The organism is Mesorhizobium sp. M1A.T.Ca.IN.004.03.1.1 (assembly GCF_003997555.1).
Taxonomy (GTDB): domain Bacteria; phylum Pseudomonadota; class Alphaproteobacteria; order Rhizobiales; family Rhizobiaceae; genus Mesorhizobium.
The window spans coordinates 505,076-527,061 of sequence record NZ_RZTV01000004.1; the positions used below are offsets into that span (position 1 = coordinate 505,076).

Annotated in this window: 19 protein-coding genes and 1 pseudogene; 1 reads left to right on the forward strand and 19 read right to left on the reverse strand. The window is 63.9% G+C overall.

The genetic code is table 11. The features are described from left to right. Positions 1-12: 12 nt before the first annotated feature. The 5 genes from serA to glmM all read right to left on the reverse strand — a co-directional run bounded on the left by serA (position 13) and on the right by glmM (position 6,507). Complete coding sequence (serA, locus tag EOD29_RS16405) at positions 13-1,614, reverse strand: phosphoglycerate dehydrogenase (RefSeq protein ID WP_067001828.1); 1,602 nt, start codon at positions 1,612-1,614, stop codon at positions 13-15. A gap of 67 nt (positions 1,615-1,681) precedes the next feature. After that, the gene (locus EOD29_RS16410) at positions 1,682-2,857 is read right to left on the reverse strand and encodes a phosphoserine transaminase (protein WP_067319442.1); all 1,176 of its coding nucleotides are present in this window, start codon (positions 2,855-2,857) and stop codon (positions 1,682-1,684) included. Positions 2,858-3,054: 197 nt separating this feature from the next. Continuing rightward, a complete protein-coding gene (locus tag EOD29_RS16415; RefSeq protein ID WP_067319444.1) occupies positions 3,055-3,915 on the reverse strand; it encodes an outer membrane protein in 861 nt (286 codons plus the stop codon). Positions 3,916-4,121: 206 nt separating this feature from the next. Beyond that, entirely contained in the window at positions 4,122-4,937 is an 816-nt protein-coding gene (locus tag EOD29_RS16420) for an outer membrane protein (protein WP_067319446.1), read from the reverse strand. 217 nt (positions 4,938-5,154) lie between these two features. After that, positions 5,155-6,507 carry a phosphoglucosamine mutase gene (glmM, locus tag EOD29_RS16425; RefSeq protein ID WP_067001816.1) on the reverse strand — a complete coding sequence of 451 codons (1,353 nt, stop codon included), beginning with the start codon at positions 6,505-6,507 and terminating at the stop codon, positions 5,155-5,157. Positions 6,508-6,872: 365 nt separating this feature from the next. Here glmM and EOD29_RS16430 point away from each other — a divergent pair, with 365 nt between their 5' ends. After that, entirely contained in the window at positions 6,873-7,736 is an 864-nt protein-coding gene (locus EOD29_RS16430) for a hypothetical protein (RefSeq protein ID WP_127247211.1), read from the forward strand. A gap of 384 nt (positions 7,737-8,120) precedes the next feature. Here the strand turns inward: EOD29_RS16430 and ftsH are convergent, their stop codons facing one another. The 14 genes and pseudogenes from ftsH to EOD29_RS16500 all read right to left on the reverse strand — a co-directional run bounded on the left by ftsH (position 8,121) and on the right by EOD29_RS16500 (position 21,958). Next, the gene (gene ftsH / locus EOD29_RS16435) at positions 8,121-10,055 is read right to left on the reverse strand and encodes an ATP-dependent zinc metalloprotease FtsH (RefSeq protein WP_127247212.1); all 1,935 of its coding nucleotides are present in this window, start codon (positions 10,053-10,055) and stop codon (positions 8,121-8,123) included. 106 nt (positions 10,056-10,161) lie between these two features. Further along, on the reverse strand, positions 10,162-11,553 hold the full coding sequence (gene tilS, locus EOD29_RS16440) for a tRNA lysidine(34) synthetase TilS (protein ID WP_127247213.1): 1,392 nt from the start codon (positions 11,551-11,553) through the stop codon (positions 10,162-10,164). Positions 11,554-11,604: 51 nt separating this feature from the next. Further along, positions 11,605-12,753, reverse strand: coding sequence for a tol-pal system protein YbgF (gene ybgF / locus EOD29_RS16445; protein ID WP_127247214.1), 1,149 nt, complete (start codon positions 12,751-12,753; stop codon positions 11,605-11,607). Positions 12,754-13,022: 269 nt separating this feature from the next. Further along, positions 13,023-13,529: a peptidoglycan-associated lipoprotein Pal gene (pal, locus tag EOD29_RS16450; RefSeq protein WP_067001802.1), complete on the reverse strand. Its 507-nt coding sequence runs from the start codon at positions 13,527-13,529 to the stop codon at positions 13,023-13,025. Positions 13,530-13,846: 317 nt separating this feature from the next. Then, positions 13,847-15,127 carry a Tol-Pal system beta propeller repeat protein TolB gene (tolB, locus tag EOD29_RS16455; RefSeq protein ID WP_245475358.1) on the reverse strand — a complete coding sequence of 427 codons (1,281 nt, stop codon included), beginning with the start codon at positions 15,125-15,127 and terminating at the stop codon, positions 13,847-13,849. Positions 15,128-15,206: 79 nt separating this feature from the next. Further along, positions 15,207-16,361, reverse strand: coding sequence for a cell envelope integrity protein TolA (locus EOD29_RS16460; protein WP_127247216.1), 1,155 nt, complete (start codon positions 16,359-16,361; stop codon positions 15,207-15,209). Positions 16,362-16,368: 7 nt separating this feature from the next. Next, positions 16,369-16,830, reverse strand: coding sequence for a protein TolR (gene tolR, locus EOD29_RS16465; protein ID WP_067319458.1), 462 nt, complete (start codon positions 16,828-16,830; stop codon positions 16,369-16,371). Between the two features lie 9 nt (positions 16,831-16,839). Further along, complete coding sequence (tolQ, locus tag EOD29_RS16470; RefSeq protein WP_067001789.1) at positions 16,840-17,550, reverse strand: protein TolQ; 711 nt, start codon at positions 17,548-17,550, stop codon at positions 16,840-16,842. Between the two features lie 394 nt (positions 17,551-17,944). After that, positions 17,945-18,418 (reverse strand): tol-pal system-associated acyl-CoA thioesterase, encoded by a 474-nt coding sequence (gene ybgC, locus EOD29_RS16475; protein ID WP_127247217.1) that lies wholly within the window; start codon positions 18,416-18,418, stop codon positions 17,945-17,947. A gap of 137 nt (positions 18,419-18,555) precedes the next feature. Next, entirely contained in the window at positions 18,556-19,458 is a 903-nt protein-coding gene (locus tag EOD29_RS16480; protein WP_127247218.1) for a metallophosphoesterase, read from the reverse strand. Between the two features lie 128 nt (positions 19,459-19,586). Continuing rightward, entirely contained in the window at positions 19,587-20,624 is a 1,038-nt protein-coding gene (gene ruvB / locus EOD29_RS16485; protein WP_067002199.1) for a Holliday junction branch migration DNA helicase RuvB, read from the reverse strand. 43 nt (positions 20,625-20,667) lie between these two features. Then, complete coding sequence (gene ruvA, locus EOD29_RS16490; protein WP_095778095.1) at positions 20,668-21,288, reverse strand: Holliday junction branch migration protein RuvA; 621 nt, start codon at positions 21,286-21,288, stop codon at positions 20,668-20,670. A 10-nt stretch (positions 21,289-21,298) separates the two neighbouring features. Continuing rightward, positions 21,299-21,711: pseudogene (locus EOD29_RS16495) on the reverse strand (type II toxin-antitoxin system VapC family toxin). Continuing rightward, the gene (locus EOD29_RS16500; protein WP_067319466.1) at positions 21,689-21,958 is read right to left on the reverse strand and encodes an AbrB/MazE/SpoVT family DNA-binding domain-containing protein; all 270 of its coding nucleotides are present in this window, start codon (positions 21,956-21,958) and stop codon (positions 21,689-21,691) included. The pseudogene EOD29_RS16495 and the gene EOD29_RS16500 overlap by 23 nt, the downstream one beginning before the upstream one ends. Between the last annotated feature and the right edge of the window lie 28 nt (positions 21,959-21,986).

Consider the following 21,986-nt stretch of genomic DNA (forward strand, 5'->3'; position numbering starts at 1 on the left):
GGGCATGATCTTTCAGGCGGCGCCGACATCGAAGTGCAGCGGTTTGGCCGAATCGATCGATTGGTGCGCCCGCAGTTGATCGAGCACCCTTTCCGGGAAGGGTGCGTCGAGATAGAGCAGCGCGATCGCATCGCCGCCCGGCCGGTTGCGGCCGAGCTGGAAGTTGGCGATGTTGACGCCGTTCTCACCGCAGACGGTGCCGAGCAGGCCGATGATGCCGGGCGCGTCGGCATTGGTCGTGTAGAGCATGTGCTGGCCGACCTCGGCATCGAGGTTGATGCCCTTGATCTGGATGAAGCGCGGCTTGCCGTCCGAGAAGCAGGTCCCGGCGATCGAGCGCGTCATATGCTCGGTCTTGACGGTGAGCTTGATGTAGCCGTCGAAGACGCCAGATTTGTCGCGCTTGACCTCGGCGACGATAATGCCGCGCTCCTTCACCATGATCGGCGCCGACACCATGTTGACGTCGGAGACCTGCGGCCGGATCAGGCCGGCAAGAGTGGCGCTCACCAGCGCGCGCGTGTTCATCGTCGCGGTCGAGCCGTCGAACAGTATCTCCACCTCCTTGATCGGATCTTCGGTGACCTGGCCGACAAAGGCGCCGAGCACCTCGGCCAGCTTGACGAAGGGTTTCAGTCGGGGCGCTTCCTCGGCGGTGATCGACGGCATGTTGATGGCGTTGGAAACGGCGCCCTTGATCAGGTAATCGGCCATCTGCTCGGCCACTTGCAGCGCAACGTTCTCCTGCGCCTCGGTGGTCGAGGCGCCGAGATGCGGGGTTGCCACGACATTCTGCATGCCGAACAGCGGATTGTTCTCCGCCGGCTCGGCCTCGAAAACATCGACGCCAGCGCCGGCCACCTTGCCGCTCTTCAGTGCCGCGACCAGGTCGGCCTCGACGACCAGCCCGCCGCGCGCGCAATTGATGATGCGCACGCCGTCCTTCATCTTGGCGATCGCGGCCGCATCGATGATGTTGCGCGTCTTGTCGGTCAGCGGCGTGTGCAAGGTTATGAAGTCGGCGCGCGCGAAAAGCTCGTCGAGCTCGACCTTCTCGACGCCGAGCTCTTCAGCGCGGCTGTCCGACAGGAACGGATCGAAAGCCACGACATGCATCTTCAGGCCGACGCCGCGCGTCGCGACGATCGAGCCGATATTGCCGCAGCCGATCACGCCCAGCGTCTTGCCGGTGATCTCGACGCCCATGAAGCGGTTCTTCTCCCATTTTCCCGCATGGGTCGAGGCGTTGGCCTCCGGGATTTGGCGCGCCAGCGCGAAGATCATCGCAACGGCGTGCTCGGCGGTGGTGATCGAGTTGCCGAAGGGCGTGTTCATCACGATGATGCCCTTGCGGCTCGCCGCCGGAATGTCGACATTGTCGACGCCGATGCCGGCGCGGCCGACGACCTTGAGCCTGGTGGCGGCATTGATCAGCTTCTCGGTGACCTTGGTCGCCGAGCGGATGGCGAGGCCGTCATACTGGCCGATTACTTCGAGAAGCTTTTCCTTGTCCTTGCCGAGATCGGGCAGGTAGTCGACCTCGATGCCGCGGTCCTTGAAGATCTGCACGGCGGTGGTTGAAAGTTTATCCGAGACGAGAACGCGGGGCGCCATGGCGGCCTCCTTGAAGAATGGGATTGATCCGTTTGGGATCGGCGGCCCGAAGGCCGCCGCGAATGACTCAGGCGGCCGCTTTCAGCGACGCCTTCTGCATGGCGAAGGCCCAGTCGAGCCAGGGCAGCAGTGCTTCGAGATCGGAGGTCTCGACGGTCGCGCCGCACCAGATGCGAAGGCCGGGCGGCGCATCGCGGTAGGAGCCGATGTCGTAGGCGACATCTTCCTTGTCGAGCGTCGAGACGATACCTTTGGCGAAAGCCGCCTGACCGTCGGCATCGAGCGCCGCCACGTCCGGATCGGTGAAGGACAGGCACACGGAAGTGTTTGAGCGCGTCGCCGGATCGACGGCCAGATGGCCGAGCCACGACGACCTGGCCACGAACCGGTCCAGCACCGCGGCGTTGGCGTCGGCGCGGGCGATCAGCGCTTCCAGGCCGCCGATCGACTTCGCCCATTGAAGCGCATCGAGATAGTCCTCGACGCACAGCATCGACGGCGTGTTGATGGTCTCGCCCTTAAAGATGCCCTCGATCAGCTTGCCGCCGGAAGTCAGGCGGAAGATCTTCGGCAGCGGCCAGGCCGGCTTGTAGGTTTCCAGCCGCTCGACGGCGCGCGGGCTGAGGATCAGCATGCCGTGCGCGCCCTCGCCGCCCAGCACCTTCTGCCAGGAGAAGGTGACGACGTCGAGTTTATCGAAGTCGAGCCGCTGCGCGAACGCCGCCGAGGTGGCGTCGCAGATGGTGAGTCCCTTGCGGTCGGTCGGAATGAAATCGCCGTCCGGCACGCGCACGCCGGAGGTCGTGCCGTTCCAGGTGAAGACCACGTCGCGATCGAAATCGATCTGCGTCAGATCCGGCAACACGCCGTAGCCGGCCTCGAACTTGCGCACATCGGCGAGCTTGAGCTGCTTGACGACATCGGTCACCCAGCCGGAACCGAAACTTTCCCAGGCGACCATGTCGACGCCGCGCTCGCCAAGCAGCGACCACAGTGCCATCTCGACCGCGCCGGTATCGGATGCCGGCACGATGCCGATCCGGTAACCGGCCGGGACCTTGAGGATTTCGCGCGTCAGCTCGATCGCCTGTTCGAGCTTGCCCTTGCCGATCTTGGCGCGGTGGGAGCGTCCGAGCGCAGCAGCTTCCAGCGCCTCGACCGACCAGCCGGGGCGTTTTGCACAGGGACCTGAGGAGAAATTGGGGTTTGCCGGACGGAGTCCGGGCTTGGTAAGCGTCGTCATCGTGGTCTATCCTTCCAGATAGTGGCCCCTCGTTGGGGAGGGGTGGCCCACGGACGGCGATATGCTTTCAGGCTTTCGGCGTCAAGAGCAAAGTTTTTGTCGCTGTCGGGATATTTGTCTCACGGCACCACGCGCCGGAAACGAAAAAGAACGGCGGACCGCTCGATCCGCCGGCGGCAATTTCCGAATTCCCTCGCTCACCAAAGATCGTAGCGCAGCCCGAGCTTGACCGTCTGATAGTCAATGCCCTTGCGGATATTGAAAGCGCCACCATCATAGGCGACGTATTTCGCCGCTGGGACGGAAAAGTATTCGTAGCCGAGATCGACCGAAACGTTCTTCGTGACCTGGTAAGAGAGCCCTGCGCCGATGGAATAGGCCAGATTGAACTTTGCCGCAGTATCGGTCTGCCCTTCATAGCCGGCCGGATCGTCGCAGAAAAATCCGCCGGTGCCGGCGCTGTTCGTAGGAACCTCCACGCAGTCGCGCGCGCCGATGCTTCTGTAGTATTTGTTGTAGGCGAGCCCGATGCCGCCGCCGATATAGGGCGTAAGCCCGACATAGGTGCCCAGGTCTACATAGCCATTGGCCATGATGCTGTAGCCCTTGTTGGAAGCGTTGTCGGAAAGGTCGCAGGCCTGGCTGGTCGCAACGGAATTGATCGTTCCGAAACCGTCGTCCACAAGCGTGTGCCCGTCGCAGGTGGCTCCCAGTCTGTCATGGGCGGCGAATTTGTCGGTCGGCAGGATTCCACCGTTCAACTCGACCCGCAGGTAGTCGTTGACGTGATAGCCCATGCCGATGCTGCCGCTGAACAAGCTGGACTCATCGCTGAAGCTGTTGAGCGGTCCCGACGAGGTTTCCTCATGCTTGAACGGGTGGCTGAAAGCGTAGCCGACGTCGCCGCGGAGGTACCAGCCAGAGCCTACCTCGACCGGCTGATAGTCCGGCGCCTGGTCGACATAGATCGGCGGATCGTAGTCGGCCGACACCGCCTGTGTCGCCGGCATCAGCACGATTGCGGCGAGCGCCAGTGCGATACGCGATTTTGATGTCATGGTCCCCGGCTCCTGAGATTGGCACCAGTCGCGAACGCGAGCACAGCTGCCGTTTCAGGAGCATTGTTAACCATAGTGGTTAAGTGCCGGTTAAGGATAACAGGGAGTTACCGAATTGATTTCGATGCTGTTTTACCGGCCCCCCACAAAAGAAAATCGCCCGGCTGGCGCCGGGCGATCGGCAGAATTTCAGGATCTCGAAGCGGCTACTTGGTGTAGATCGGCTCCGGCTCAGGCTGGTAGGCCACCGGTGTAGCGCACCCATTGTTGCCGCCAAACTGGTAGCGCAGACCGCCGCGCACCTCATGCGTGTTGATGCCGTGGTCGAACCCCGGCCCGGAACTCGTCGAATCGAACTCGAACATGCGCCCGCCCTGGATGTGAGTGAAGCGGTAGCCAGCGTCGAGGATCACCCTGTCGGTCAGGCAGTAGGAAGCGCCGGCCATGAGCGCATAGGCGAAGCGCCAGTTGGACGAACCCGGGTTGGTTTCTGTGGTGTTCGGGTCGTGGACCGTGTCCCACTTGACGTGCGCACCGCCGATGCCGGCGCCGACGTAAGGCGTGATACCGTGATAGGTGCCGATATCGACATAGGCATTGGCCAACAGCAGCAGCGCGCTCATCCTCGACACCTCGGTTGATGTCGTGACGAGGTCCGAGGTCTGGCCGTTGAAGTCCGACTTGAACCAATAGTCGGCCGTCAGATCGGTTCGGAAGTAATCATTGATCTTGTAGCCGACGCCGCCGCCGAGCGAGAAGCCACCCTTCAGCTTGCCGAAATCGAAATCGTTGGTGCCGGGCGGTGGCCCGTATGTAATGTAGTCGATGCCGCGCAAGGTCGACTTGTGGTAGTCGATGTCGCCGCGAATATACCAGCCGCCGACGTCGATCGGCTGAGCCTCGACCAGCGGCGGCGGAGCTTCCTCCACCGGCGGTGGTTCCCCTAGGTCGGCGGCGAGGGCCGGTCCGGCCACTCCCGCCAACAGCGCGGCAAACAGTGCCATTCTTGCGGTATCGAACATGCTGTCACCCCTAAGAAGCCTCGGGACGACATCGCCCGAAGATGAACCTCGGCGTGGATAATGAATTGCAAAGGTTAAAAGCCGTTTAACCGTACCGATTAACCACGAATGCCTACAATTTTAGAGGGTATTCCGTTGTCCGGGGGTGTTGCGCGCGCGCGAAAAAGCCCGCCTGGCGGCGGGCTTGCAGGTGCGATCGTCCGGTTTGCGGCGGCGATCAGGCGGCGCTGCGGGTATCCGAGATGATACCGACGATCTCGTTGACGACGGCCTCGACCAGCTGCGGATCGTCGCCTTCGGCCATGACGCGGATGAGCGGCTCGGTGCCGGACGGCCGGATAACGAGGCGGCCGGCCTTGCCCAGGCGGTTGCGCCCTTCCTCGATGGCTGCCTTGACCGGCGCCTCCTCCAGCGGCTTGCCGCCGGAGATGCGGACGTTCTTCAGAAGCTGAGGCACCGGCTCGAACTTTTTCGACAGCTCGCTGACCGGCCGGTTCTGCCGCTTGATGCAGGCCAGCACCTGCAGCGCCGAAACCAGGCCGTCGCCGGTGGTCGAGAAATCGGACAGCACGATATGGCCGGACTGCTCCCCACCGACATTGAGGCCATGCGCGCGCATGTGCTCGACGACATAGCGGTCGCCGACCTTGGTGCGGTGCAGCTGCAGCTTCATGTCGCCAAGGAAACGCTCGAGACCGAGATTGGACATCACCGTCGAGACGACGCCGCCGCCGGCCAGCCGTCCGCTCTGGTGCCAGGACTCGGCGATCAGCGCCATGATCTGGTCGCCGTCGACGATGGCGCCGTTCTCGTCGACGATGACCACACGGTCGGCGTCGCCGTCGAGCGCGATGCCGATATCGGCGCGCACCTCGTGCACCTTCTTCTGCAGGCCGGCCGGATGGGTCGAGCCGCACTCCTTGTTGATGTTGAAGCCGTTCGGCTCGACATTGATGGCGACCACCTCGGCGCCGAGCTCCCACAGCGCCTCCGGCGCCACCTTGTAGGAGGCGCCGTTCGCGCAATCGACGACGATCCGAAGCCCGGAAAGCGACATCGAGCGCGGCAGCGTGCGCTTGGCGAATTCGATATAGCGGTCGTGGACGCCGTCGACGCGCTTGGCACGCCCCAGCCCGTCGGAATCGGCAAGCGACAACTCGATGTCCTTGTCGAGCATGCCTTCGATTCGCTCCTCGATCTCGTCGGAGAGCTTATAGCCGTCGGGGCCGAACAGCTTGATGCCGTTGTCGTAATAGGGGTTATGCGAGGCCGAGATCATCACCCCGATGTCGGCGCGCAGCGAGCGCACCAGCATGGCGACCGCCGGTGTCGGAATCGGCCCGAGCAGGAACACGTCCATGCCGGCGGCGCACAGGCCTGACACCATCGCGTTCTCGATCATGTAGCCGGAAAGCCGCGTGTCCTTGCCGAGCACGACGCGGTGCCGATGGTTGCCCCGCTGGAAAGAAAGGCCGGCGGCCATACCCACCCGCATGGCCACCTCGGCCGTCATGGGAAACTTGTTGGCGCGTCCGCGAATGCCGTCGGTGCCGAAATACTGCCCTGCCATACCTGCCAAAGTCCCCGTCGTTTTCAGCCGCCCGTATTGCCACAATTGGGCCGCATCCGATCATCACGTTTCGTGATTATATATTACCATTGCTTAGAAAATCATTGTCGCGGACGGGTCAAGTGATTCGGCGGCCTGCCACGACCTCTCGTTGTAACGGGAATATAGAAGCCCAGACAGCTTTTCCGCCCGACACGGTTGTAAAAACCTTATTTGCTCGAACCGAGCGCCAGCAATTTAGCACCTTGTCGGCAGGAACACACTTTGTGAGGGCATCCGCGCGGGAAGCATCTGGCGCAGCCCGAAGTTGAGAGCTATTGATTTGGTATAGGCACCATTTGGCGGCAGCAAGGGAGAAAAACGCCATGCTTATTCATAGACTTGCAGCATTGACGGGCATCGCCGTCGCAACCCTGTTCCTGGCGGCGCCGGCCAACGCGCTGACCATGGCCGAGTGCAGCACCAAGTACAACGCGGCCAAGGACGCCGGAACGCTCAATGGCCAGACCTGGAACCAGTTCCGCAAGGCCCAGTGCGGCAGCGACGCTTCCGCCACGACCGACACCAAGGCGGCGACCGACACCAAGGCGGCGACTGAGACCAAGGCTGCGACCGAGACCAAGGCTTCTGACACCAAGAAGGCAAAGACGGCAGCTGCCTCGGACGACACGGCCAAGGGCCTGACCGCAAAGGAATGCAGCACCAAGTATCAGGCCGCTAAGGCGGCCGGCACGCTGAACGGCATGAAGTGGAACGATTTCCGCAAGGCTGAATGCGGCCCCGGCGCCACTGCTGCGGCAACCGCCAAACCTGCCACCAGCAAGACTTCCACCGCCGCTGACGGTGGTTCGGCCAAGGGCCTGACCATGGCCGAATGCAGCAGCAAGTACCAGGCTGCCAAGACCGCCAACAAGCTCAACGGCATGAAGTGGAACGACTTCCGCAAGACCGAATGCGGCGCCGGCGACGACGACGACACCGTGCCGGCTCCGACCGAGGCGACTTTCACCAAGGAACCGGCAAAGCCCAGCGTGGCTGCGCCGAAGGGCGTGACCTTCCCGACCGCCATCTCGCCGAAATTCGCCAACGAGACGCCGGCCAAGGCCCGCATGCACACCTGCCTCGAGCAGTACTATGCCAACAAGGACGCCAACACGCTGAACGGCCTGCGGTGGATCCAGAAGGGCGGCGGCTTCTACAGCCTCTGCAACGCCAAGCTGAAGAGCTGATCGCTCAGCGCTTACCTCCAAGACCAAGGCCCGCGCATCGCGAGATGCGCGGGCTTTTTCGTTGGACGCGCTTAAAGAGGCATATCGGCGCCGCAAAAGAACCCCCGCCGGCGAAGCTACCAATCTCCCCCTATATGGACTGAGGACATCGCGAACAGGTGTGCGAAGACATCGCGAACAGTTTCGTGCGTTTTGCGCGGGAGGTTCGGGGTGCCATGCGAGGCCAGAAGCGTGATGAGCCAGAAGGAAGATTGGCGCTTGCGCCGGACGCCGATCTTGCAGGTGCGGTCCGCGAGCGACTCGCCAATCGTCTGTGACCTCGCAAACAACAACGCCGCGGTCTGAGCCGCGGCGTCGTTTTTATGTTTCGTTTTCGATCGAGCCTTAGCCCTGCGGCTGCGGCTCCATGCCGCCTTCGGGCTCGGGGCCCTTCTTGCGACGGCCGCCGGTGCCGGCTTTCGGCACAGCCGAGCCGCGGCTGGGCGGCGTGTCGTCGCCAAGGTCGCGGGCGGGCTTGTGGCCAGCGATCAGCTGCTTGATCTCCTCGCCGGTCAGGGTCTCGTATTCGAGCAGCCCTTCGGCCAGCGCGATCCAGTCCTTCTTCTTCTTGGTCAGCACGGTCTTGGCGGTGGAATAGGCATCGTCGATCAGCCGGCGCACCTCGGCGTCGATGATCTGCGCGGTCTCTTCCGAGATGTTCTGCTGGCGCGCCACCGAATGGCCGAGGAAGACCTCTTCCTGGTTGTCGCCATAGGCGACATGGCCGAGCTTGTCGGAGAAGCCCCAGCGCGTGACCATGGCGCGCGCCAGCTTGGTCGCCTGCTCGATGTCGGAGGAGGCGCCGGAGGTGATGTTCTCCTTGCCGAACTTGAACTCCTCGGCGACGCGGCCGCCCATCATGATCGCCAGCCTCGAGATCATGTATTTGTAGCTCATCGAATAGCGGTCGCCTTCCGGCAGCTGCATGACCATGCCGAGCGCGCGGCCGCGCGGGATGATGGTCGCCTTGTGCAGCGGATCGGCCGTCGGCACGTTGAGCGCCAGGATGGCGTGGCCTGCCTCGTGATAGGCGGTCAGCTCCTTCTCGGCCTGCGTCATCGCCGACGAGCGGCGCTCGGCGCCCATCATGATCTTGTCCTTGGCGTCCTCGAACTCGGCCATGGTGACGAGCCGCTTGTTGCGACGCGCCGCCATCAGCGCGGATTCGTTGACCAGGTTCATCAGGTCGGCGCCGGAGAAGCCGGGCGTGCCGCGCGCGATGACCTTGAGGTCGACATTGGGCGCCAGCGGCACGTTGCGCACATGCACCTTGAGGATCTTCTCGCGGCCGAGGATGTCGGGGTTGGGCACGACCACCTGGCGGTCGAAGCGGCCCGGCCTGAGCAGCGCCGGGTCGAGCACGTCGGGCCGGTTGGTGGCGGCGATCAGGATGATGCTTTCGTTGGACTCGAAGCCGTCCATCTCGACCAGCAGCTGGTTCAGCGTCTGCTCGCGCTCGTCATTGCCGCCGCCGAGGCCGGCGCCGCGATGGCGGCCGACGGCGTCGATTTCGTCGATGAAGATGATGCAGGGGGCGTTCTTCTTGGCCTGGTCGAACATGTCGCGCACCCGGCTTGCGCCGACGCCGACGAACATCTCGACGAAATCCGAGCCGGAGATGGTGAAGAACGGCACGTTGGCCTCGCCTGCGACGGAGCGGGCGAGCAGCGTCTTGCCGGTTCCGGGAGGGCCGACCAGCAGCACGCCGCGCGGGATCTTGCCGCCGAGCCGCTGGAACTTCTGCGGATCGCGCAGGAACTCGACGATCTCCTCCAGGTCCTCCTTGGCCTCGTCGACGCCGGCGACGTCCTGGAAGGTGACGCGGCCATGCGCCTCGGTGAGCAACTTCGCCTTCGACTTGCCGAAGCCCATGGCGCGGCCGGAGCCGGACTGCATCTGGCGCATGAAGAATATCCACACGCCGAGGATCAGGATCATCGGCAGCCACGAGATCAGATAGCCGAACAGCGAGTTCGAACCGTCGCTTTCAGGCCGCGCATTGATGGTGACGTTCTTGTCCTGCAGCCTGGAGACCAGCGACGGATCGCCCGGCGAATAGGTCTGGAAGCCGTTGGCGTTGTCCGTATAGTTGCCCGAGATACGGGCGCCGGCGATCGTCACGCTCTTGACCCGGCCGGAAGACACATCCTGCAGGAACTGCGAATAGGCAATCTCGCTCGAAGCGCCGCGCGTCTGCGGCGTCTGGAAAAGATTGAACAGGGCGATGAGCAGGACCGCTATGATCGCCCAGAGCGCGAGGTTGCGATAATTCGGATTCATCTATTGTCCTGTTGGCGTCCGCGCGCGGACCCACGATGGTGATTGGAGGCTTGGGCCTAACATAGGGAGAGCGTCTCCCCTTGCCAAGCAGAACAGCATGCCTCGGTTAAGCTTTCGCCCATGCTCCGCCGGGATCATGGCCGCGAAAAGGCGAGGGCGGCAGCGGCGGCGCGCCGATCAGCGCGGCGACGGCGGCAGCGGGCCGGAGATCGAAGGACGGCAGGAAGCGGGTGAAGGGCGACACCGCAGGAACGATCGCCGTCGCCGCCGGCGCGGCATCACCGCCAGCCAAATCAAGGCGTTCGCCGCCGCGCCACAGCGCGGGCTCGGCGGCCAGCGCCTTGCGCAGCAAGCTCGCCGGAACGTCGCCTTCCGGGGTAAATCGCTTGGCGGCGCCGGGACCTGCTGGCGCGATCACCAACCCGCTCGGCCTGTCGCTCAATGTGATCCTCCGCCGACCGTCCCATAGGGCCTGCTCAGCAGCCGGAACTGCGGGCAGATTGCGGGCCTCGCGGTGGAGGAAAATGCCGGTGCGGCGCGCGTCGACCACCGTCCGCGACAATGTGGCGCAAAGCGTCCCCGACCGCAGATGCTCGAACAGCGCCCGGCAACGCGCCTCGTCGACAAGGAACGTGACGCCGCCGACCGTGGCGAGCAGGATGCGAAATGCATAGACGGCGGCTTCGCTATCCTCACCACTTGCGAAATCGCGATCGAGGCGGATGAGCCCCGGAGCCGGCTGGCGAGCGAAGGCGCCGATCAGCGCCGCCGCACGCTGGCCGAGGTTCTCGCGCTCGGCGGCTGCCTGTCCGGCCTTGGCGATTGCTTCCATGAGGCGCGCCTCGCCGGCCCCGCCCGTGAGCGAGATGCGCAGGCGCGGCCGCTCGAAGCGCCGGTCGACATTGGTCGGATCCTCGGTCCAGCCGATGCCGCGACGCTTCAGCATCTCCCGCAATGCCGCGCGGCGCGTGGCGAGCAGCGGGCGGGCGATCCAGACCCGCCAATCGTAGAGCGTCGCGGGCGCCATGCCGGCGAGGCCGCGGCCGTCGCGTGGATCCTCGTTGCGTGCATCCCCTTCACGAGCTTGCCGCATCAGCACGGTCTCGGCCTGGTCGTCGGCGGTATGTCCGGTCACCACCGTTCGGATGCCTTCCGCTTCGGCTGCCTCGGCCAGCAGCCGGTAGCGCGCCTCGCGCGCGGCGGCCGGCAAGCCGGTCGATGGCTTGCGGCCGGACCAGACGAGCGTGCAATGCGCGATGCCGTGCTCGGCGCAAAGCCGGGCGACAGCTTGCGCTTCGGCCGCCGAGCTTGGTCTGAGGTCATGATCGATCGTCACCGCAAGCAGCCTTGCCGCGGGCAGGGTACGGTCGAGGTGGTGCTTGAGCAGATGGAGAAGGGCGGTCGAGTCGCTGCCGCCGGACACGGCCGCAACGGCGCCGTGGGAGAAGTCGAAGTCTTGGAAAAGGCGATCCGAAAGGTCAGTCTCGGTACCGAACATCACTGCGCGTCGTCCACAAGCGGTCCCGATTCTGGGACAACGACACGCAAGCTAGCACGAGGCCAGCGCCTTTTCCTGCTTGATGCGTTCCTTCAGCGTGCCGGAAACATCCGGGTAGCGCTTGCCGATCTCGTTGAAAGTGGCGCAGGCCACGTCGTTCTGCTTGAGGCCGACCAGCGATACGCCGAGCTTGAGCAGCATGTCGGGCGCCTTCTTGGCCTTCGGATAATCCTTGCTGGCGGCCAGGAAAACCTCCGCCGCGTCGCGGTATTTCTGCTGGCCAAGCAGGGATTCGCCCAGCCAGTAATGCGCGTCCGCCGCCTTGGCGTCCTTGGGGAAGCGCGAGATATGGTCGCGGAACCCCTGCTCGGCGGTGGGATAGTCGCCCGACAGGATGAACTGGTAGGAGTTGCGGTAGAGTTCGTCCGGATTGTTGGTCGAGGGCAGCGAGGCCATGACCGTGCCGCCGGACTTGCCTTTGCCAGCCTTGCTGCCGGTCTCCGCGGCAGGCGCGTTTGCCGTAGCCGCGGGAGCTTCCGTCTGCGAGCCCGCCTGCGGGGCGGGGTCGGCATTGACGACATTGCCGTTCTTGTCGACGGTGATGGTGCCGAAGGTCTTCGGCGGCGCGCCGGTGATCAACTTGCCCGGGTCGCCGGTCTGAGACTCGACGATGACGTCGCCGACGCTCTTGCCGCCGCCATCGTCCTGCGGAGCCGTGCCGGGCGGAGCTTGCGTCGCCGGAGCCGTTGCCACGTTGGTATCGGTGCCGCTGTCGCCGGCGCCAGCATCGCCCATATTCGTGTTGCCGTTGCTGCCGTCCTGCGGCGCGGCCTCCGACTTCTTTTGGCCCGTTGGCTTCGCGCCCTGCGAGCCGCCTTCGAGCTGCTGGAAGCGGAACTCGTTGTCCTCCTGCTGCTTGCGCATCTGCTCCTGCATTTGCAGGATCTGGAAATTGAGCTCCTCAAGCTTGCCGTTCATCTGGCGGATCTGATCCTCCAGACCGGTCATGCCGGCGCCGTCCTGCTGGGCGACTTGCGCCTGCTCGGTCTTCTTCTTGTCGCCGAAAATGCCGAGCGTCGGCAGATGGAAAGTGAACCCGCTGTCCGAGGATTGCCCGCTGTCCGCCGGGGCTGCGACGCCTGCGATGCTTGATACGAGCAGCAGCGCAAGCGTGCCGCTCAGGACCGTTCTGAAATGCATTATGTCTCTCGCCGTGAAATCTGTTGGCCCGATGCGCCTTTCCAAATCGGAGGGGGATAAAGCGCCCTCGCGCTCTTAGCAGGACGCGAGACTTCGGCCAAATTTTGTTTCAAGCTGTCGCATATGAAAAAGGCGGCTCGGAGGCCGCCTTTCGTTCAGCGATGTTGTATTTTTGCCGCCCACAGCGCCGCGCGTCGTCGGACGCGCCAAGGACGCTGTGGCGCTTATGAGCGTTTCCGAAAATCGATATCGATTTCCGGTGCGGCGCGTCAGGAACCGGCGCCCGAGAGCGTGGTGACGGCGCGGCGGTTCTGCGACCAGCACGAGATGTCGTCGCAGACGGCGACCGGGCGTTCCTTGCCGTAGGAGATCGTCTTCAGGCGGTTGGCTGCGACGCCCTTCGAAACCAGGAAGTCGCGGGTGGCAGCGGCGCGGCGGGCGCCCAGCGCCAGATTGTACTCGCGCGTGCCGCGCTCGTCGGCATGGCCTTCGATGACGATGGCATACTGCCTGTACTGGTTGAGCCACTGCGCCTGGCGCGACAGCGTCGTCTGCGCGTCGGCGCGGATCGACGAGGAGTCGGTGTCGAAGAAGATGCGGTCGCCGATGTTGACGGTGAAGTCCTGCGCCGAGCCGGGCGTGGCAGAGCCGGCGCCGTTGAGGCCGAGATCGGCGGCGCTGTTCGGCGTCTTCTTCGAGGCGCAGCCGGTGATGGCCAGAGCCGCCACCAGCGCGATCATCGCCGGATTTCTGGTAAGTGCTGCGATACGGCCCATGCCGCCTCTCCTTCGCATTCGAGTGATTTCGTTGATCACCCAGTAACCACGTTTGGGTTAACCGGCATTCAAGAAACACGGTTAATTTTTCGTTTCGAGCCGCCGTCCTCGGCCGATTTAGCTAGGCTCACAATGCGCGGCGACCGTAGGCGGAAATGCGGCCAAAACATGAAAAAAGGGGGAATTGAGGAACTGAAGAACTGAGGAATTGAAGGAAGAAATTAAGCCAGCTTCTCTCTGAGATTTACAAGCGCCCCCGGTCCTCCATTTTCCTCAGTTCGTCAGTTCGCCGTTCTTAAATTCTTCCGTTGCTCTGCCTACTCCAGCAGCGGCGACCAGGCCGGATCCGAGGCGAAGTTCGAGGTCGGGATCTGCTGCTCGTTGCGGCCGGTAAGATCGACCGTGACCAGCTTCGGCCCGCCGGCGGAGTCGCGGAAGAACATCAGCACGCGACCGTTCGGCGCCCAGGTCGGCCCCTCCTGCTGGAAGCCGGAGGACAGGATGCGCTCGCCCGAACCGTCGGTCTTCATGACGCCGATCTGGAACTCGCCGCCCGACTGCTTGGTGAAGGCGATGAGGTCGCCGCGCGGCGACCACACCGGCGTGGAATAGACGCCGTCGCCGAACGAGATGCGGTGCGGGTTGGAGCCGTCCGCACTCATGACGTAGATCTGCGAGCGGCCGCTGCCGCCGCCGCGGTCGGAGGTGAAGACGATCTGCGAGCCGTCGGGCGAATAGGAGGGCGAGGTGTCGATGGCGGTCGAGTCGGTGAGCCGCGTGGTCGAACGGCTTCTCAGATCCATGGCGAAGATGTTGGAGTTGCCGTCATCGCGCAGCAGGCTCATGATCACCTTCTGGCCATCGGGCGAAAAGCGCGGCGCGAACGTCATGCCGGGGAAATTGCCGACCAGCTCGCGCTGTCCGGTCTCGATCTGCAGCAGATACACCTTCGGCTGTCCGCTCTCATAGGACATGTAGGTGATTTCCTGCCGGTTCGGCGAGAAGCGCGGCGTCAGCACGATCGAACGGCCGTCCGACAGGTAGCGGACGTTGGCGCCGTCCTGGTCCATGATGGCGAGACGCTTCTTGCGCGCGTTCTTGGCGCCGGATTCGTCGACGAAGACGACGCGCGTATCGAAATAACCCTTCTCGCCGGTCAGCCGCTCGTAGATCGCATCGGCGATGATATGGGCGACGCGCCTGGTATTGGCGTCATTGGCGAAGAACTGCTCCCCGGCCATCTGCTGGCCGGCAAAGGTGTCCCATAGCCGGTACTGGGCGCGGATACGGCCGTCGGCTTCCTTGCCGACGCTGCCGGTGACCAGCGCCTGCGCATTGATCACCTTCCAGTCGTCGAAGCGCGGCGTGGCGTCCGGGCCGGAGATCTTCTCGATGAAAGCGCTCTTGTCGATCGGCGCGAACAGGCCGGAACGCTTGAGGTCGGCCGTGACGATCTCCGTGATCTGGGCGCCGAGCTCACCATTGGACTGGAAGTCAGTGATGGCGATCGGCAGCGGCTCGACATTGCCCTTGTTGACGTTGAGCTCGACGAGCGCCCAGGCCGGCAAGGTGGCGGCGGTCGTCATGCCCAGCGCCATGGCTGCAATCGTCAGGAGCGGCTTGAGGAAAGATCTCATGTCTTCTCGCTTCTCTTCTTTGATGGTTCCGACGCAAGGCCTATAGGCCAAGCATCTCCCTTGGGTCGAAGGTGACCCGGATGTCGTTCCAAATATCCTGCTTGCCGGCGGGAACCTGCAGGCCGGCCACGTCGCATTTTTGAACCGCGCGCACTGCGCTTTCGTCGAACTGCCGGTTGCCGCTCGACTGCTCGACCGACGGGCGGCCGTCGAGCTTGCCGTTGGTATCGAGATTGAACCGGACCACGACGACGAAGTTCTCCGAACCTTCCAGTCCAACGGGCAAGGTCCAGCAGCCGCCGAGCTGAGCTTCGAGCGCGCCTTGCTCGGATTTGGACAGCTTCTGGCCCTGATCCTTCTCGCCGCCGAGCGACGACTGCTGGGTGGAGCGCTTGGCGCCGCCACCGGACGGCTTCTGCTTGTCCAGAAGTGCTGAAATCTCGTCGGCGTTGAACTGCTTTTCATCCGACTTCGGCTTCGAGGAAGCTTCCTTCACCGGCTTTTCCGCGTCCTTGCGTTCCGGCGCCTTGGCGCTTTCGGCGGGAGCGGGCTGCGGCTTCGGCCGCGCTGCAGGGGCGGGTGCCGAGTCCGGAAGCTTAGCCTCCTCGGTCGGCTGCTCCTTGGCGATCGCCTCGGCGACGGCGTCCGGCTTGACCTCTTCCTTCTGGATGGCGGCGGTCGTGTCCTTCGGCGGTGCTGGCGTCGGCTCCTTGGCGGGTGTCGGCTTCGGCTCCGTCTGCTTGACCGGCTCGGGCTTGACCTCTTCCTTAGGTGTCGGCGTCGGCGCGACTTCGGTCGCCGGGGTCGGCTTCGGCTTTTCCTGCGGCTTCGGCACGTCCTCGACCGCCGGCTTCTCGGTCGGCGTCGGCGCCGGGGGCGGCGCGGATGTCTTCTCGACCGGCTTCGGCTTGGCCTCGTCGGTTACCGGCTTGTCGGTGTCGACGCTGTTCTCGCCGACCTTCTGCGCGTCGGGGACGATATCCGGGCGCTTGGTCGGCAGCGGCGCCGGCTTGTCATGCATGACCGCTTTCTTGTCGCCCTGCAGGGTCTGCGCGATCGCTTCCATCGGCACGATGTCGACCGCGACGGACTCCACGTCGGAAGCCGGCATGGCGGGCGGCGAGGACAGCGTGAACAGCCCCAAGGCCAGCGCCACCGCATGCAAGATGACCGATGAGGTGAGGCCGGTCCGCATTTGGCGTTTACTGATCCTGTTCCTGCAGCGAAACCAGGCCGATGTTCTTGTAGCCGGCGGCTGAAATGCGGGCCATGACCTTCATGGCAGTGCCATAATCCGTCGACTTGTCGCCGCGAATGAAGATGCGCTCGTCATAGCCGGTCTTCGAGATTGCCTGCAGCTTCGCCACCAGCTCCTCGATCGGGATCTCGGTTTCCTGCAGATAGATCTGGCCGGCCGCGTTGATCGACACCGTGATCGGCTGCGTGTCGACATTCATCGCCTTGGCTTTCGTGTCGGGCAGGTCGATCGGAACGCCGACGGTGAGCAGCGGCGCCGCGACCATGAAGATGATCAGCAGCACCAGCATCACGTCGACCATCGGCGTGACGTTGATTTCCGACATCAGGCCATGATGACGACCGCGCCGCCGGTGGCCGCGTCCGCCTCGCCCTATGCCACCTGCGCTAGCAGCAGACATACCCATGATCGTACCTCAGGCCTTCTGCGCGACTTTTTCATCGATTTGGCGCGAGAGTATGGCGGAGAACTCATCCGCAAACCCTTCCATGCGCACGGCGAGCTTGTTCGCATCCGACGACAGCTTGTTGTAGGCGATGACGGCCGGAATGGCCGCGAGCAGGCCGATGGCCGTCGCCAGCAGCGCTTCTGCTATGCCGGGCGCCACGACCGAGAGGCTGGTGTTCTTCGAGGCGGCGATCGCCTGGAAGGAGGTCATGATGCCGATGACGGTGCCGAACAAGCCGATGAATGGCGCGGCCGAACCCGTGGTGGCGAGGAAGCCGAGCCGACCCTCCAGCCTTTCCATCTCGCGGGTCAGCGCGAGATCCATCGCCTTGTCGATGCGGGTCTGCAATGCCAGCGCCGATTTGGCGCCCTTCTCGAAGCTCTTCTTCCATTCGCGCATGGCGGCGACGAAGATCGCGCCCATGCCGGTGGTCTTGCGGTCGGCGAGCGTGCGGTAGAGCTCCTCGAGCGACTGTCCCGACCAAAACACCTGCTCGAAGCGGTTGAGCGCCATCCGCATGCGGCTATAGGCGACAAGCTTGTCGATGATGATTGCCCAGGTCCAGATCGAGGCGCAGAGCAAGCCGATCATGACCAATTTGACCACCCAGCCGGCCTGCATGAACAAGGCCCATATCGACAAATGCGCGCCCGGGTCGGCGAGTGCGATGTTTTCCATGACTACGTCCTTAAGATTTTTCCGGGCATCGCTGGCGGCTGGCCCATGGCATCCCTTTGGTCCGATCGCGCGAAGCCTGAAGCTCGCGGGACAAGCCCCGAATGCACCGTTTCGCGGCGTTTTCGGGGCAAATCTTGGTGAAAGGAAGGCACACGAATTGCGCCAATCTTCACCAATTCCTTCATGAACCGTTATGGTTAAGGATGGGTTAGGATATGAAGCGTGGCGCATTGCCGCGCCCACCGGGCCGGCGCCATGCTGGACGGGGCTGATCGGTGCACATCGCGATGAAGCAGGTCCAGGCGACGCGCTTTAGTTGTTTTGGTGCATGTCGTTGTCCCAGAACGGGCAACTCCTGCGTGACAGGGATTCGGCGGAAGCCGGTTCGCTGTGATCAGTCGTTCGCCTTCGGCATAAAGGCCGCGACCCATTCCTTCGGAAATCGGCGCGGCCGGCCGTTCTCGCCGATGATCGCCGCCTCGACCTTCGCTTCGACCAGCACCTCGCCGCCACGCTTCAACTGCTGCGCCATGAGGATGCGGGCGCCCGAAATGTCCTCGGTGCGCGTGTCGATGGTGAGGATGTCGTCCATGCGGGCCGGCGAACGGAACTCGATTTCCATGCGCCGGACCACCCAGACGATGCGCTCGCCATGCTTGCCATCGGCAAGCTCGATGTGATGGACGCCGGCGAGCCTGAGATAGTCCGAGCGCCCGCGTTCGAAGAATTCGAGATAGCGCGCATGGTAGACGACGCCGGAGAAATCGGTGTCGGCATAGTAGACGCGGGCCATCAGGCGATGGCCGGATTGCGTCAGCGCCCCCGAAAGCCCGGCGCTGAGCGCTGCGGATTCACCATGATCGTCCATCGCGCTTTCCTTTTCGAGCCTGAACTTTGGCGCGAGAACCGGATGGCACCGATGGGCGCGATGATCAAGACCTTGATGGCAGGGCAGCTGTCGCTAGGCGCCTGCGCGGTTTTCCGTCCGCGTGAAAAATACTGGAGCTACCCGAGATCGATCTGCAGGATCTCCGGCGGCATGCCGAACCGCACCGGCATGATGCTGAAGCCGAGCCCGCCGGAAACGATCAGGTTGCGATCGTTCTCGACGACATGGCCATAAGCGTAGCGGTTGCCGAAGTCGGACGGCACGACCGGCGAATAGCCGAACAGCCGCACCTGCCCGCCATGGGTGTGGCCCGAAAGCGTCAGCGAAACCCGCCAGGGCACTTTCGGAAAGATGTCCGGCTCATGCGCGAGCAGGATGATCGGCTCGTCGCCTTGCACCTTGGCAAGCGTCCCGCCGAGGTCGTCCAGGCCCTTGAAGCCGTGGCGGCCCAGGGCTTTGCTCGGCCGGATTGCCAGTTGGTCCGCGAGTCCAGCGATCCAGAAGCCCTGCCCGTCCTTCTCCAGCCTCATCACGTCGTTTTCCAGCACCGGGATGCCGACGCTCTCCAGTGCCCTGCGCGCGGCCGTCGGCCCGGCCTTGGCCAGTTGCGCCGCATGATCGTGCCACCAGTCGTGATTTCCGAGGATCGAGAGCACGCCGAGCGGCGCCTTCAGCCCTGACAAAGCGGCGGCCCACTCCGGTGCAGACACTTCGGCCGTGACCAGCCGCATTCCATCGACATAGTCGCCGAGCAGCACGATCAGGTCTGGCTGCAGGGCATTCGTCCGTTCGACGAGCGAAGCGATCCGCTCCGACGTCATCCAGGGATGGCAGGCATGAATGTCGGCCAGTGCTGCGACGCGCAGCTTGAGGCCCGCGGGCCAGTGCGGCGGCGTCAGCGAATAGCGTTTCACATGGGCGAGCAGCATCGGCTCAATGCCGACCGCATAGGCGCTCAACGACACCATGGACAGGAACGATCCGCCAATGAGGCGCAGAAAGCCACGTCTGGTGATCATCGGTCAGCCCCGACCCCCGGAAATGCGTCAAGCTGCCTTAGAGGCTGCAATTGTGCCTTCAGCTTGGCGGAGCTGGGGAGATTTCGCGCAGGAAGCCCTTCAAGGCGCGTCCGACGAACAAATGTCCGTTACTCTTCCTGGAACAGGCTGATCTGCTGCTGCGCGAGGTCTTTCGGTGCTTCAAGGCCGAGATGCCGCCAGGCATTGGCGGTCAGCACGCGGCCGCGCGGCGTGCGCTGGATGAACCCCTGCTGGATCAGATAGGGCTCGATGATGTCCTCGATGGCGTCGCGCGGTTCCGACAGCCCAGCCGCGATCGTCTCGATGCCGACCGGTCCGCCGCCGAAGTTGCGGGCGATCATCGAGAGATACCGGCGGTCGAGCGCGTCGAGGCCGAGCCCGTCGACTTCCAGCCTGGTCAGCGCCTCGTCGGCAATGCGTTTATCGACATGGCCGTTTCCGGCGACGGAGGCGAAGTCTCGCACCCGGCGCAACAGACGTCCGGCAATGCGCGGCGTGCCGCGAGCGCGGCGCGCGATCTCCAGCGCGCCGTCGTCACCGAGCGGCATCGAGAGGATGCGGGCGCCGCGGCGCACGATCTGCTCCAGCTCCTCGACCGTGTAGAAATTGAGCCTGACCGGGATGCCGAAACGGTCGCGCAGAGGATTCGTCAAAAGTCCGAGCCGGGTTGTCGCCGCAACCAGCGTGAAGCGGGCGAGATCGATTTTGACCGAACGCGCCGCCGGCCCCTCGCCGATGATGAGATCAAGCTGGAAATCCTCCATCGCCGGGTAGAGGATTTCTTCCACCGCCGGATTGAGCCGGTGGATTTCGTCGATGAAGAGCACGTCGCGCTCCTCGAGATTGGTGAGCAGCGCCGCAAGGTCGCCGGCCTTGGCGATAACCGGCCCCGACGTAGAGCGGAAATTAACGCCGAGCTCACGCGCCATGATCTGCGCCAGCGTCGTCTTGCCGAGCCCCGGCGGGCCTACGAACAGCACATGGTCGAGCGCCTCGCCGCGGCTCTTGGCGGCATCGACGAAGACCTTGAGATTGGCACGCGCCGCAGCCTGGCCGACGAACTCGTCAAGCGACTGCGGCCGCAAGCTCTGGTCGGCATCCTCGCCGCGCTTGTCGGGGGCAATGAGACGGGGCGAAAGGCTCATGCGGTCTTCCTTGCATACGGCAAGGACCGGGACAAGCGCCACCTCACCGCGCCAGCTCCTTCAGGCCGAAGCGGATCAGCTTCGAGGCATCCGCCCCTTCGCCAGCCGACTTTAGGGCCGCGGCCACCGCATTGGCGGCGATGTCGCGCGAATAGCCGAGATTGACCAGCGCCGAGACTGCGTCGGTGATGGGTGCTGCCGCCACGCCTTCGCCAAGCTCCTGCTTGAGGCTGATCGTGCCGGTGGCGGCGCCCGCATAGGCCGGCGCCTTGGTGCGCAATTCGGTGACGATGCGCTCGGCCACCTTCTTGCCGACGCCCGGTGCGCGCGACACCATGGCGATGTCGCGCAACGCGATCGCATTGGCGAGGTCGGGCGGCGCCAGCGTCGACAGCACGGCCAGCGCCACCTTGGCGCCGACGCCCTGCACATTGTTCATCAAAAGGCGGAACCACTCGCGCTCGAGCGGGGTCTGAAAGCCGTATAGCCGGATCATGTCCTCGCGCACATAGGTCTCGATGAACAGCACCACCGCCTCGCCGGGGGACGGCAGCGCGGCAAGCGTGCGCGCCGAGCAATGGGCGACATAGCCGACGCCGTGCACGTCCACGACGCAGGAATCCTCGTCGATCTCATCCAGCGTGCCCTTCAGCTTGCCGATCATGTCCTGGCCTTCATGGATGCGTTTCCGGAGAGACGATTTCGAGGTCGGGGAAATAGCTGCGATAGCGAGGAGCGTCGCGCGTCAATAGGCGGTGACCAGCAACGGCAGCATGAGCACCAATGAAAAAATCCGGCAAGGTCCGCTCTCGAACACCGCCGGCCCGCCGATAACGGGAATGTGCCACCCCAGCCAAGAATGCGGCTTCCCAGGGCAAAAACTCGCGATCCATTTCAAGCCTGCTTTCCTCAGCATTGCTTCGGAAGCAACCAGGGGAGCAAGCTCGGACCAGACGATGCTGTTGATGACCAACGCGCCATCGCGTCGGCAGGAGATAATCGCGGACGAAGACCATTCCGTCAGCGGCCCAGCCGGACCCCAGACGTCAATGAGCACGTTGGTGTCAATCAACGTCGAGATTTTCACGTGGTCCCCTCAACCACTCCATGTACTCGTCCGTCGTCATGCCGCCCAAATCCAGCGTCCCCTCCATCTTGCCGAGGACCTCTTTAAATTTGCGGGCAGCTTCCTCCTCCGAAATGTTTTCGTTGACGGCGACAAGCCGGGCGCCCTCGTCAGTAGCCACGAACTGGACCTCCGAACCCGGGCCTATGCCCAAGTGGTCCCTTATTTGTTTGGGGATCGTGACTTGCCCTTTGGTGGTCACACGCATGGTAATACTCCGAAGGTATTACTTAGTG